The 12,367-nt window shown below is 60.0% G+C and carries 10 protein-coding genes; all 10 read left to right on the top strand.

Annotated elements, in window-relative coordinates:
- Positions 1-11: 11 nt before the first annotated feature.
- Positions 12-1,616 (top strand): carboxyl transferase domain-containing protein, encoded by a 1,605-nt coding sequence (locus ACWGXE_RS21995; protein ID WP_447600275.1) that lies wholly within the window; start codon positions 12-14, stop codon positions 1,614-1,616.
- Positions 1,617-1,624: 8 nt separating this feature from the next.
- Complete coding sequence (locus ACWGXE_RS21990) at positions 1,625-2,476, top strand: enoyl-CoA hydratase-related protein (RefSeq protein ID WP_447600274.1); 852 nt, start codon at positions 1,625-1,627, stop codon at positions 2,474-2,476.
- A complete protein-coding gene (locus ACWGXE_RS21985) occupies positions 2,454-3,383 on the top strand; it encodes a hydroxymethylglutaryl-CoA lyase (protein WP_447600273.1) in 930 nt (309 codons plus the stop codon). Before ACWGXE_RS21990 ends, ACWGXE_RS21985 begins: the two co-directional genes overlap by 23 nt.
- A gap of 10 nt (positions 3,384-3,393) precedes the next feature.
- Positions 3,394-4,173, top strand: coding sequence for a methylmalonyl Co-A mutase-associated GTPase MeaB (gene meaB / locus ACWGXE_RS21980; protein ID WP_447600272.1), 780 nt, complete (start codon positions 3,394-3,396; stop codon positions 4,171-4,173).
- 36 nt (positions 4,174-4,209) lie between these two features.
- Positions 4,210-5,013 carry an enoyl-CoA hydratase-related protein gene (locus tag ACWGXE_RS21975; RefSeq protein ID WP_447600271.1) on the top strand — a complete coding sequence of 268 codons (804 nt, stop codon included), beginning with the start codon at positions 4,210-4,212 and terminating at the stop codon, positions 5,011-5,013.
- A gap of 132 nt (positions 5,014-5,145) precedes the next feature.
- A complete protein-coding gene (locus tag ACWGXE_RS21970; protein ID WP_447600270.1) occupies positions 5,146-6,543 on the top strand; it encodes an MmgE/PrpD family protein in 1,398 nt (465 codons plus the stop codon).
- A complete protein-coding gene (gene prpB, locus ACWGXE_RS21965) occupies positions 6,536-7,453 on the top strand; it encodes a methylisocitrate lyase (RefSeq protein WP_447600269.1) in 918 nt (305 codons plus the stop codon). Before ACWGXE_RS21970 ends, prpB begins: the two co-directional genes overlap by 8 nt.
- Positions 7,419-8,594 (top strand): citrate/2-methylcitrate synthase, encoded by a 1,176-nt coding sequence (locus ACWGXE_RS21960; protein WP_447600268.1) that lies wholly within the window; start codon positions 7,419-7,421, stop codon positions 8,592-8,594. The genes prpB and ACWGXE_RS21960 overlap by 35 nt, the downstream gene beginning before the upstream one ends.
- The gene (locus ACWGXE_RS21955) at positions 8,572-10,305 is read left to right on the top strand and encodes a class I adenylate-forming enzyme family protein (protein WP_447600267.1); all 1,734 of its coding nucleotides are present in this window, start codon (positions 8,572-8,574) and stop codon (positions 10,303-10,305) included. The genes ACWGXE_RS21960 and ACWGXE_RS21955 overlap by 23 nt, the downstream gene beginning before the upstream one ends.
- Complete coding sequence (locus ACWGXE_RS21950) at positions 10,302-12,212, top strand: acyl-CoA dehydrogenase family protein (RefSeq protein ID WP_447600266.1); 1,911 nt, start codon at positions 10,302-10,304, stop codon at positions 12,210-12,212. Before ACWGXE_RS21955 ends, ACWGXE_RS21950 begins: the two co-directional genes overlap by 4 nt.
- Positions 12,213-12,367: the final 155 nt, after the last annotated feature.

Raw genomic sequence — 12,367 nt, 5'->3', positions numbered from 1 at the left:
GGAGAAAGGCGATGCCGGTTCTCAGGACCTCGGCTGTTCCTGGCTCTGAAGAGTTTGCCCGCAATCAGGTTCACTACGAACGGCTGATGGCGGATTTCAAGAAGTATCTCATCCAAGCGCGAGCTGGTGGACCGGCCGATGCCGTGGCGTTGCACAAGCAGCGCGGAAAACTGACGGCGCGCGAGCGGATCTCGGCTCTCTTGGATCAAGGCTCTCCCTGGCTGGAATTGAGTCCATTGGCGGCGTTCGGTATGTACGATGACCAGGTGCCGGCCGCCGGCATCATCACGGGAGTCGGCTACGTATCGGGACGCCTCTGCGTGATCGCCGCCAATGACGCGACGGTCAAGGGCGGCACCTATTTCCCAATCACGATCAAGAAACACCTGCGGGCGCAGGAAATCGCATTGGAAAACCGCTTGCCGGCCATTTATCTGGTGGATTCCGGCGGCGTGTTTCTGCCTATGCAGGCGGACGTCTTCGCCGACAAGGAGCATTTCGGTCGCATCTTTTACAACCAGGCGAGGATGTCCGCCTCAGGGATTCCGCAAATTGCCGTCGTGATGGGCATGTGCACGGCCGGAGGCGCCTATGTGCCGGCCATGTGCGATGAGAATGTCATCGTGAAAGGAACCGGCACGATTTATCTGGCCGGCCCTCCGTTGGTCAAGGCGGCGACCGGCGAGGAGGTGACCCATGAAGAACTCGGCGGCGCCGATCTGCACACGAGGCTGTCCGGTGTCAGCGATCACTTGGCCGACGACGATCGCGACGCCCTGGAGATCTGCCGCTCGATCGTCGCCATGGTGGGAAAGAAATCGGCCAAGCCGCGCCGCGCCGACATTGAAGAGCCGTTGTACCCGGCGGAGGATCTCTACGGTCTAATTCCTGCGAATCCCCGCCAGACCTGTGACGCGCATGAAATCATTGCCAGACTGGTGGACGGCAGCCGGTTCCAGGAGTTCAAGGCCCGTTACGGCCGGACTTTGGTCTGTGGGTTCGCCCATTGGATGGGGCACCAGGTCGGCCTGATAGCGAACAACGGCATTCTGTTTTCGGAGTCGGCGCTGAAGGGCGCCCACTTTGTGCAGCTCTGTTCCCAGCGGCGGATCCCGCTCATGTTTTTGCAAAACATTCCGGGATTCATGGTTGGCAAGGAGTACGAGACGCGCGGGATCATCAAGGACGGCGCAAAGATGGTTCAGGCGGTCGCGACGGCGGAGGTCCCGAAGTTCACGATCATGATTGGGGCGTCTCACGGGGCCGGCAATTATGCGATGTGCGGGCGCGGCTATGGGCCGCGGTTTCTCTTCGTCTGGCCCAATGCAAGGATTTCGGTGATGGGAGCGCAGCAGGCCGCGCAGGTGCTGGTGACGGTCAAGCAGCAACAGCGACGGCGGGAACAGGGAACGGTGTCGGAGGATGAACAGCGCCGGCTTTCCGAATCTATTCTCCAACAGTACGAGCAAGAAGGCAGTCCCTACTTCAGCACGGCCCGCTTGTGGGACGACGGGATTCTCGATCCGGTCGAGACCCGTCGCGTGTTGGGCCTGTGTTTGGATGTGGCGGCCTTGACACCTATCCGCGAATCTCGTGCGCCGGTGTTTCGCATGTGAGGATGAAGATGGCCGATCGGACCTCCATCATCGTCGAGTCCCGCAACGGCATCGCCCGCGTAACCCTGAATCGACCCGAGCGTCGCAATGCGTTGGACCAGCACATGGTCGGCGAACTCCTCGACAGCTTTCATACATTCGCCAATGATCGATCAGTGCGGGGCGTCGTTCTGACCGGCGCGGAATCGGTATTTTGTGCCGGGGCGGACCTGCGCTGGCTGAGTCAGGATCATCGACCGTCGGTGGAGCAAGCCCGGCACGATGCCCGTCTCTTGGCCGGCATGTATCGAGCAATTGATGAATGTCCACATCCGGTGATCGCCCGAGTTCAGGGTAATGCCTTCGGAGGCGGAGTCGGATTGCTCGCGGTCTGCGATGTCGTCGTGGCTGCCGAAGAGGCGATGTTTACGCTCAGTGAAGTGCAACTGGGTCTGATTCCGGCCGTCATCGCTCCCTTCTTGCTTCGCAAAGCCGGCGAGTCCTTCATGCGCCGTTTCTGCTTGACCGCCGAGCCCTTTTCCGCGGCTGCGGCCAAGCAATTCAACCTGGTCCAAGACGTGGTCAAGCCCGATTTGCTTGACAGCCGAATACAGGAATTGACCGACGCCCTTTTGCGGCTCGCACCTGAGGCGACCAGGCAGACCAAAGCTCTGCTCCGCCGGCTACAGGCCCTGTCGGCCGGCGAGCAGGAGAGTCTGTCCGTGGAAGCCAATGCTCAGGCGAGGCTTTCCGCAGAGGCGCAGGAAGGACTCCGTGCCTTCATGGAGAAACGTCCACCGGCATGGAGGCAAGCCACGGTGGACCGGGACTGCGAGCCTGTGAAGGACACGACGCATCATGTTGCAGGCCAACGGACCTAGCACCGGAGTTCATCAGATCCGCATCACCGAAGTCGGGCCCCGAGACGGGCTGCAGAACGAACCAGCCATCATCGCCACTGAGAGGAAAGTTGCGTTTATCAATGCCCTGTCGAGGACCGGGGTTGCCGAAATCGAGGCGGGAGCATTTGTATCGCCGAAAGCGGTGCTCCAGATGGCGGATTCGGAGGATGTGTTTCGCAAGATTGAACGGATGCCGAATGTGACCTATTCAGCCTTGGTGCCGAATGAACGAGGCCTGGAACGTGCCCGTTCCGTCGGGGTGCAGAAGATCGGCCTGTTCACCGCCGCGTCCGAGACGTTTACCCAACGAAACATCAATGCCACGGTTCAAGAGTCGTTGGATCGATTCAAACCGGTGGCGGCAGGGGCTCGACGAGACGGGGTGACTGTACGGGGCTACATTTCGACGGCCTGGTTCTGCCCCTATGAGGGCCGGATCGAACCGGCACGGGTTGCGGATGTGATCATCAAGCTCCTTGATCTGGGAGTAGACGAGATCTCTTTGGGCGACACGATCGGCCGGGCCTCTCCGGCTGATGTCCGGACACTGCTGGATGTTGTGCTTCCTCGGATCCCGGGGGCCAGGCTATCGCTGCACTTTCACGATACCTATGGGATGGCGGTCGCCAATGTGCTGACGGCTTGGAGCGACTATGAGATCGAGGCTTTTGATAGTTCGGCCGGCGGTTTGGGCGGCTGTCCCTATGCGCCGGGCGCCTCCGGTAATGTCGCCACGGAAGATATTGTCTATGCGTTGAAAGCATGTGGAGCAGACGTGCCGGTCAATGAAATAATGGTTGCGGCGGCAGCGCGACAACTCGGGGATGTGCTGAATCATCCGTTATACTCTCGACTCTCTCACGTGAAGAATCTGCGCGAAGTATAGAAGATATGACATGAGGCCGGTTCGATTTTACGATGTGATGAGGCGCGATCAGAGTGATATTGAAGCTGTGGTCGGATCGATTCGAGCCGGCGCGATCCGGGCCGTCTCGCGCCTGATCACTCGATTGGAAAATGGGGCACCGGATGGATGTGCGGCTCTCCGATTGCTCAAGAGCGATGTGGGCCAAGCAACGGTGATCGGCATCACCGGCTACCCGGGCGCAGGGAAGAGCACGCTGATCGATGCGCTCATCGGCGCCTACCGGCGAGTCGGGAAGAAGGTCGGTGTGCTGGCGGTCGATATCAGTAGTCCTGTCACCGGAGGCGCCGTTCTCGGTGACCGCGTAAGAATGCAGGACCATGCCGGCGATCCGATGGTCTACATCCGCAGCATGGCGTCGCGCGGGCAAGGAGGCGGATTGGCCCGGGCGACTCGCGATGCGGCTAAGGTATTGGAGGCGGCAGGGTATGATGTGATCTTGATCGAAACCATCGGTGTCGGCCAGGGCGAAATCGACATTGCGAATGTCGCGGAGGTGGTGGTGGCGGTCGTTGCCCCGGGATTGGGCGATGAGGTCCAGGCGATGAAAGCCGGTCTCCTGGAAGTGGCGGATATCGTCGTCGTGAACAAGAGCGATCTGGCGGGGGCGGACGCCACGCTGAAAAATCTACGTGAGTGGTGTCGATCAGTCTTGCCCGTGGCAAGTGTAAGCGGTACAGGCATACCGGAACTGATGGCCGCGATTGCCGAACAGGAAAAAACCCAGAATCTTGAACCTGCGAAGCGCTGAGCTGGAAGTGGTTCGTGTCTCGAGAAGGAGACCGTCATGCCCCATCAATTACTGACAATTGCGCATCATATCGCCCGCATTACCCTCCATAACCAGCCGGCGAACCTCCTGGATCTCGCCGTGCTCAAGGAATTGGAACAGAGCCTTAGAGAAGTTGAGGAGGACCCGTATGTCAAAGCCGTGGTCTTTACTGGATCGGGCCGGTTCTTTTGCGCCGGCGCTGATATTCACGAGTTGGTTCACCTCAACAGCACGCATGCGGGAATGGAGTTTTCCGTGCGTGGCCAACGGGTCTTCGACCGCATTGAACGCTCCCGCAAGCCGATGTTGGCGGCCATCAATGGCACATGCGTCGGCGGCGGTCTGGAACTGGCGCTTGCCTGCCATATCCGCATCGCCGCGCAGGGAGTCAAGTTGGGCTTGCCGGAGATCAAACTCGGATTGATACCGGGGTTCGGCGGCACTCAACGACTGCCCAGAGTCGTCGGCCCATCCAGGGCGGCGGAGATGATTTTGACCGGTGAAACCATTTCGGCGGAGGAAGCCTTCCGGATCGGCTTAGTGAACCGGGTGTTCCCGATCGCCCAGGTGCTGGCGCAAACGGAGGCGTTGGCCGGTTTGATTGCCTCGCGCGGGACGACAGCCGTGCAAGCGGCGCTCCATGCCATCAGCGGCGGCCTCGATATCCCCCTAGCCGAAGGATTGGCACGCGAGGCGGAACTCTTCGGGCAGTTGTGCGTCACGCGCGACAAGCAGGAAGCCGCCCAGGCGTTTCTCGAAAAGCGGCAGTCTACATCGACTGAAACAGAGGATGCGAAAACAGCCGCTCGTTCGTCGTGAAGGTCCACGACGCGAAGAATAATGAGCGTCACGTTTGCGGACGCCGCCGAGTCGATGAGAAGGCAGTTCTTGCGATGTTCCACTATTGTGACGAGCGACGTGTTTGCCGACGTTTGTTATCGGAGGTCCTGCATGCTGACCGATCGCTTGGCTCGTTATACCCAGTCGTTGTGTTATGACGATTTGCCGGTCGAGGTCGTCCATGAAGTCAAGCGGCGGATCATCGACAGCCTGGGCTGCGCGCTGGGCGCGTGGAACGCGAAACCGTACCGCGTCGCCCGGCAACTAGCTCAATCCGTCAAACTCTCCGGCGGGGCCACGGTGTGGGGGACCGGACAGAAGACGTCGCCGGACCTCGCCGCCTTCGCCAACGGAACCGGCGTGCGCTATTTGGACTTCAACGATACGTATTTGTCCAAAGAGCCGGCCCACCCTTCGGACAATATCCCCGCGGTATTGGCCGTCGCCGAAACGGAGCGCGCCTCGGGCAAACGGGTCATTCAAGCCATCGCGCTGGCCTATGAGGTGCAATGCCGCCTTTGTGATGCGGCGGCGCTGCGGCCCCGTGGATGGGACCATGTGACTTACGGGCCCTTCTCGTCGGCCCTGGCCGCGGCCAAGGTGATGAAATTGTCCGTCGCGCAAACGGCCCATGCCGCGTCATTGGCCGGCGTGGCGAACGTGGCGCTTCGGCAGACCAGAGTCGGCGATTTGTCGATGTGGAAAGCCTCGGCCTTCGCGAACGCGGCGCGCAACGCCGTGTTTGCCGCTCTTTTGGCTCAACGCGGAATGTCAGGCCCCGCGCCGCTGTTCGAAGGAGAAAAGGGCTTCATGAAATTGGTGTCCGGGCCGTTCGAGTTGCCGCCGTTCGGCGCAGAAGTCGTTCAGGGTCAATCGCCCGGACGGTTCAAAATCATGGAGACCTACATCAAACACTTTCCCGTCGAATACCATGCGCAGACGGCGGTGGAGGCCGCGCTCGCGTTGCGCAAGGAGTTGATTGAGGCCGAAGGCCCCGACGTAATCGATAATCTTTTAGAAATTGAGATCGGCAGCTACGATGTCGCGATCGAAATCATCGGACGCGATCCGGAAAAGTGGCAGCCGGCTACGAGGGAGACGGCCGATCACAGTTTCCCCTACTGCGTGGCGGTGGCCTTGCGCGACGGGCGCGTCACCCTGCACTCGTTCAGCGAGAAACGGCTCGAAGATCCCGTCTTGCGTGAACTGATGAAGAAGACCCGCGTGGTCCGAGAGCCTGAGTTTGTAGATCGCTATCCTGAGTCCATGCCGACCCGTATCACAGTCCGGACTGAAGCCGGTCGATCCTACAGGAAACAGGTCGATATTCCACTGGGTCATCCACTTCACCCGATGTCGGATCGCGAAGTCGAAGGCAAGTTCCGCCGCCTGGCTCAAGGCCGGCTCGATCGGCGGCGTATCACGAAGCTGCTGGAAGCGGCCTGGACGCTCGATCAAGCCAAGGATCTCAGCGAACTGGTTTCGCTTTTGAAGGTGGCGCATGCCTAGAGCGCGGACATTGTCCAAAGCCGGGCGACTTCGAGATCTGCTCGCGGGCAGGACGATTGCCATTCCCGGCGCGTTCAATGGCTTGACGGGGATGCAGATCGAACGGGCCGGCTACGATGCGTTGTATGTGTCAGGAGCGGCCCTCTCCGCCGTTCAAGGACTTCCCGATATCGGCCTGCTTTCATTGGAGCAGGTTACAGCGGAGGCACGGACCATCGCGAAAGCTGTCTCGATTCCTGTAATCGTGGACGCGGACACGGGGTTCGGGCCGGTTTCCGCCATCCCTGCGGCTGTCCGCTCATTTGAAGAGGCCGGCCTTGCCGGCATGCAAATTGAAGATCAGCAATTGCCGAAGAAGTGCGGGCATCTCGCCGGCAAGGAATTGGTGCGGACGGATGACATGGTGTCGAAGATTCGTGCAGCAGTCGAGTCCAAGCGCGATCCTGACTTTGTCATTGTCGCTCGCACCGATGCCCGCAGCGTCGAGGGAATGAAGGGAGCGGTGCATCGAGCCCTGGCGTATGTCGAGGCCGGAGCAGACGCGTTGTTTCCTGAAGCGCTCGAATCGGAGAAGGAATTTGAAACATTTTCGTCGGCAATGAGCAAGGCGGGAGTAGCCGTGCCCTTGATCGCCAACATGACGGAGTTCGGCAAGAGTCCCTATTTGCCTGTGAGCCGCTTCGAGCAACTCGGATACCGCGGCGTGCTGTTTCCTGTGAGTGTATTGCGCGTCGCGATCAAGGCCATCGAACGATTCCTGACCGACCTGAAGGAAGCGGGATCCCAGCGCGACTTGTTGCAGCAAATGATGACGCGAGCGGAGTTGTATGAATTGCTTCAGTATGACCCGACGGCAATCCAAGAGCGGAGGCCCTATGAACCAAACAATGAAGGAGCGGCCCGCGGTTGAGTCTGTGTCGGTTCCATCCTACAGTCCCGGCCTGGAAGGTGTCATAGCCGGCGAATCGGCTATCTGCCTGGTTGATGAAGGAGAGGCCGGCCTCCGGTATCGCGGCTATGCGGTCGCGGATCTAGCGGACCGGAGCAGCTTCGAAGAAGTCGCGTATCTCCTGCTCTACGGTCATTTGCCCAATAGCCAGGAATTGGACAGGTTTTGCGGGCTCATGGATTGCGGCCGGATCTTGTCGGGCTCGGTCCAGCGTTGTTTGGCGCCGATTCCTTCGGGGGCTCACCCGATGGATGGCTTGCGGACCGGTATTTCACTCTTGGGATTGGCGGATACGGACGCGCAGGACGGATCGCACGAGGCGAATCTTCGAAAGTCCGTGCGCCTGCTCGGCCAAATCCCGCTGCTGATCGCTTATATGCGTGACGCCGCCGCCGGAAGTCAGCCGAGTGGGCCGGAGTCGAAGAAAAGCTTCGCCCATCATCTGCTTCAGCTCTTGACTGATCGCAAGGAGGACGAATTCACCGAGCCGATGGCGCGGGTGCTGAACGTCTCGCTGATTCTCTATGCGGAACATGAATTCAACGCTTCGACCTTTGCGGCCCGGGTCGTGGCTTCCACTCTGACCGACTTGCATGGCGCCATCACCGCTGCCGTGGCCTCATTGAAAGGGCCGCTGCACGGTGGAGCGAATGAAGCGGTGGCCTCGATGATGGTAGAGATCGGCCGGCCGGAGAAAGCAGAAGCATGGGTCCGCGAGATCCTCGCGAAGCGACAACGGATCATGGGTTTCGGCCATCGGGTGTTGAAACACGGCGATGCCAGGTCCGCCATCATTCAGCGCCATGCGGAGCAACTGAGTCATCTCTGCGGTGAACATCGATGGATCGAGATTGCCCATACTATCGACCGCATCATGCAGGAAGAGAAAGGTCTCTATCCCAATTTGGATTTTTATACGGCGGTGGCGTACCTGTTGATGGGCATTCCTCCGCCGCTGTACACGCCGCTGTTCGTCTGTTCCCGCATCGCCGGATGGTGCGCCCATGTGATCGAACAGCAGGAACATAACCGCTTGATGAGGCCGCGGGCCCTCTATACGGGCCCGGCGCCGAGGAGTTATGAACCTCTTGACCGCCGTTGAGGACAGGATCGAGCAGGCGCGGGGTATGGCGGGGGCACCCTTCATGCTGCCCTGGTCCTCGTTCGCGGAGTTCTTTCGCGCGCGCGTGCACGATCCCCGGCTGGTGGATCGGACGGTGCTGACCTATTACGATGATGACGCCCAGGTACGGCGGTCCTACACCTATGGCGAATTCGGCACTCTGGTAGAAGGAGCCGTAGTCTTTCTTCACGAGCGATTGGGCCTCCGGCGCGGGCACCGGATCGCCACGGTCCTATTCAATCACGATCTCACCGTGCTGGTGTACTTTGCTGCTTGGCGATTGGGCGCGGCCGTCGTGCCGATCAACGTCGAAGAGTCGCCCGAGACAAAACGCTACATCCTGGAGCATTCGGAGGCGGCGGCGGTCATCTGCCGGCCGGACTATTACGATGAACTGGTCCAACTCCAACAAGACCTGCTCTCATTGCGTGAAGTCGTCGCGTTGGGTGACGATGGATTTCTGAAAGCCGCCCATCACGGGAGCAAAGGCTTGTCTTCGAGCCAGGCGCGGAATGGTCGGCCTCCCCAACTATCACGGCTCGACGATGACGCGCTGATCATCTACACCTCCGGCACGACCGGGCCTCCGAAGGGAGTCGTGCTGACGGCCGCCAATCTTTTGATCGATGCCGACGCCATCGCCGAATGGCACGGCTTCGGCGCAAACGATCGATTGATGTGCGTTCTGCCGATCCACCACGTGAACGGCATCGTGGTCACCGTGATCACGCCGTTTTATTGCAAGGGCGCCATCGTGCTGAATCGGAGATTCAAGCCAGGCGCCTTTTGGAAGCGGCTTCATGAGGAGCAGGTGACCTGTGTCAGCGTCGTTCCGACATTGCTCGAATTTCTTCTGGCGGCCGATGAAGACATCGGCCGCTATCGACTCGGCCGTTTCGGTGGCCTGATCTGCGGGGCCGGGCCTTTGCTCAAGGATACGGCGGCGCGGTTCGAGGATCGCTTTCCCTTCCGCATCCGTCACGGGTATGGATTATCCGAGACGACTTGCTATTCCTGTTTTCTGCCGAATGACCTGTCGCGCGAGGTGCATCGGCGTTGGCTCGGCGACTATGAGTTCCCATCAATCGGCCTGCCGCTCCGGCACAACGAGATGGCGATTTTGGATGAGCAGGGCAAGCCGGTCTCCGAACAGGTCCGCGGTGAAATCTGCATCAAGGGCCGCACGGTCTGCTCAGGCTATTTCAAGCGTCCGGACGCGAACGAGGCGGCCTTCCAATGGGGATGGTTTCGATCGGGCGACGAAGGCTTCTTCGTGAACGATGAACAGGGGCGCCCATTCCTGTTCATCTCCGGCCGGATGAAGGAATTGATCATTCGCGGCGGCGTCAACATTTCCCCATTGGAAATCGACAACGTACTCCGAGGGCATCCAGGGGTGAAATTTGCCATGGCGGTCGCCTTTGAAAACCGTTACTACGGCGAAGAGATCGCCGCTTACATCGTGCCGAAGGAACCGAGCGCGCCGCCGAAGGAGGCGGAGCTATTGGTCCATTGTCGCGGCCGGCTGCCCTTTGCGAAACAGCCGAAGGTCATCATTGTTGGGCAGGAGGTCCCCTACACTTCGACCGGCAAACCCAAGCGGTTGGAGCTGAAAACGCGGCTTGCCGGTGCGCTGGCCGCGTACCGGGAACGACAATTCAAGGAAGACAAAGAGCGAGGCGACAGATGAGCCGGCTATTGAAGGGATTCGAGCGGATTGAAGAGGCCCGCGAGCGGTTCATGGGAGCCAGTTTCATGGCGGGACTTTATGACGGACTTCCCGACTTTAATCTGCTTCTGTCGCCGCCGGAGCGGCCCGAGGAAAAGGCCGCCGGTGAGGCATTCTGCAAACAGATGGAGAATTTCCTGATCCATCACGTCGATCCGGAGGAAATCGAACGGCAGGCCAAGATTCCGGAGCAGGTTATTCAAGGACTGTTCAAGCTCGGAGCGTTCGCCATGAAGATTCCGAAGGAGTACGGCGGCCTCGGGTTGTCCTATACGAATTATGGGCGCGTGCTGACCTTGATCGCGAGTTGGAGCAATATCCTCGCCTTGACGGTCGCGGTGCCGCAATCGATCGGCATCGCGATGCCGATCCTTCTTTTTGGAAACGACGAGCAAAAAAGGAAGTATCTCCCGCTGGTGGCGAGAGAAGCGATTTCCGCCTTTGCGCTCACTGAACCGATGACGGGTTCCGATGCGGCCAACGTTCAGACGGAGGCGGTGCTCGATACCACCGGGACGCAATTTTTTGTGAACGGCGAGAAGCTCTGGTGTACGAACGGCCCGATTGCCCGATACGTGACATTGATTGCCCGCGTGCCGGCGCGCCGGATTGAACGGGAGGGAAAAACGGAATGGCTGCCGGTTCCCGGCGGCAAGGAAGCGGAGGACCGAGTCCACTCGGCGTTCATTCTGGACATGGCTGGTCCGGGTGTCACCGTACGCCAGCGTTGCCAGTTCGAGGGATGCCGCGGCATCGAAAATGCTCATATCACCTTGCAGAATGTCCCGGTCCCGGTCGATCAGCTGATCGGGGACATTGGCAAGGGACTGAAGTATGCCTTGACGATCCTGAACGTCGGTCGCGGGATCAGCATTCCGGCTATCTGTCTGGGCATGGCGAAACAGGCCTGGCAGCCGACGTTGGATCGGGCGAACCATCGCCGGACATTTCAAAGGGCCCTGGCGGAGCGCCAAACCCAACAGATTCGCATCGGGGACATGGCGGGCCATCTCTTCGCCATGGAGGCGATGTCGATACTGATCTGGCATTTGGCCGACCAACATCGGTACGACATCCGGATCGAGGCGGCCGTCGCGAAAATATTCTGCTCCGAGCACACGATCCGCTTTCTACGGGATGCGCAGATTATTTTCGGCGGCATGGGGTATGAGACCGCGCAGTCTAAACAACAACGAGGTGAGCCGGCCTTTGGAGTGGAGCAACTCGTCCGAGATGCGGAGATGTACCGGATCGGCGAGGGGGCGACCGATATCCTGCGGCCCTTTATCGTGCGCGAGGCCTTGAGCCGCCATGTGGATCGATCGAAAGCCTTGTATGCCGAGGAAAGCACCCGGTCCCAGCGCGTACGCCAAGTCATGAAACTGGGGCTCTTCTACCTGCCCTGGTATGTGAAACAGTGGCGGAGACGCGCGGTGCCGGATCGCCGGGAACTCTCGCATCCCCAAGTCCTTCCCCTTCTGCGCTATGTCGAGCGAACCAGCCGGCGCCTGGCGCGTACAACTCTGTACGCTATGGCGCGGTTTCAAGCCTCGTTTCGTGACGAGCAGTTGGTGCAGACGCATATCGAAGCCGTCGGCGAAGATTTGCTGGCCATCACTGCCACGGCTCTGTATGCCGAGCGGCAAACGCGGTTGGACGGGCATACGACGGTGTGGGAATTGGTGGATTCGTTCTGCGCCGGCGCCAAGCGGCGGATCGAGCGGCATTTCAGCGAATTGGGACGCGGCGAAGATTATCTTGCGGCGCAGATCGGAACCCAGGCGCTCAAGGGCTACTATCCGACCTTGTCGGACGGCATCATCCGCCGCCGCCTGAACGACTATTTGCCGAAAGATCGAGCTTCCTGAGTAAAGACAACAGGTCCGGGAAGGGCCGGTTCCTCTTTCAGGAACTCGGCGCCTGAGCAGTGAGCCCTCTTCACACCTCCCGGCGCCACCCTTCCGGGCTTATCCGAGCGGAAACCTTCTGGTATTCTCGTCGCCGTGGTCTACGACCACGGTGC

The organism is Nitrospira sp. Nam80 (assembly GCF_965152575.1).
The sequence above is the reverse complement of the archived record's forward strand: the minus strand, read 5'-3'. Positions and strand labels throughout refer to the sequence as shown.

Coding starts and splice junctions, on each gene's coding strand:
- ACWGXE_RS21995 (WP_447600275.1), top strand. CDS start 12: ATGCCGGTTCTCAGGACCTCGGCTGTTCCTGGCTCTGAAGAGTTTGCC.
- ACWGXE_RS21990 (WP_447600274.1), top strand. CDS start 1,625: ATGGCCGATCGGACCTCCATCATCGTCGAGTCCCGCAACGGCATCGCC.
- ACWGXE_RS21985 (WP_447600273.1), top strand. CDS start 2,454: ATGTTGCAGGCCAACGGACCTAGCACCGGAGTTCATCAGATCCGCATC.
- meaB (WP_447600272.1), top strand. CDS start 3,394: ATGAGGCCGGTTCGATTTTACGATGTGATGAGGCGCGATCAGAGTGAT.
- ACWGXE_RS21975 (WP_447600271.1), top strand. CDS start 4,210: ATGCCCCATCAATTACTGACAATTGCGCATCATATCGCCCGCATTACC.
- ACWGXE_RS21970 (WP_447600270.1), top strand. CDS start 5,146: ATGCTGACCGATCGCTTGGCTCGTTATACCCAGTCGTTGTGTTATGAC.
- prpB (WP_447600269.1), top strand. CDS start 6,536: ATGCCTAGAGCGCGGACATTGTCCAAAGCCGGGCGACTTCGAGATCTG.
- ACWGXE_RS21960 (WP_447600268.1), top strand. CDS start 7,419: ATGAACCAAACAATGAAGGAGCGGCCCGCGGTTGAGTCTGTGTCGGTT.
- ACWGXE_RS21955 (WP_447600267.1), top strand. CDS start 8,572: ATGAACCTCTTGACCGCCGTTGAGGACAGGATCGAGCAGGCGCGGGGT.
- ACWGXE_RS21950 (WP_447600266.1), top strand. CDS start 10,302: ATGAGCCGGCTATTGAAGGGATTCGAGCGGATTGAAGAGGCCCGCGAG.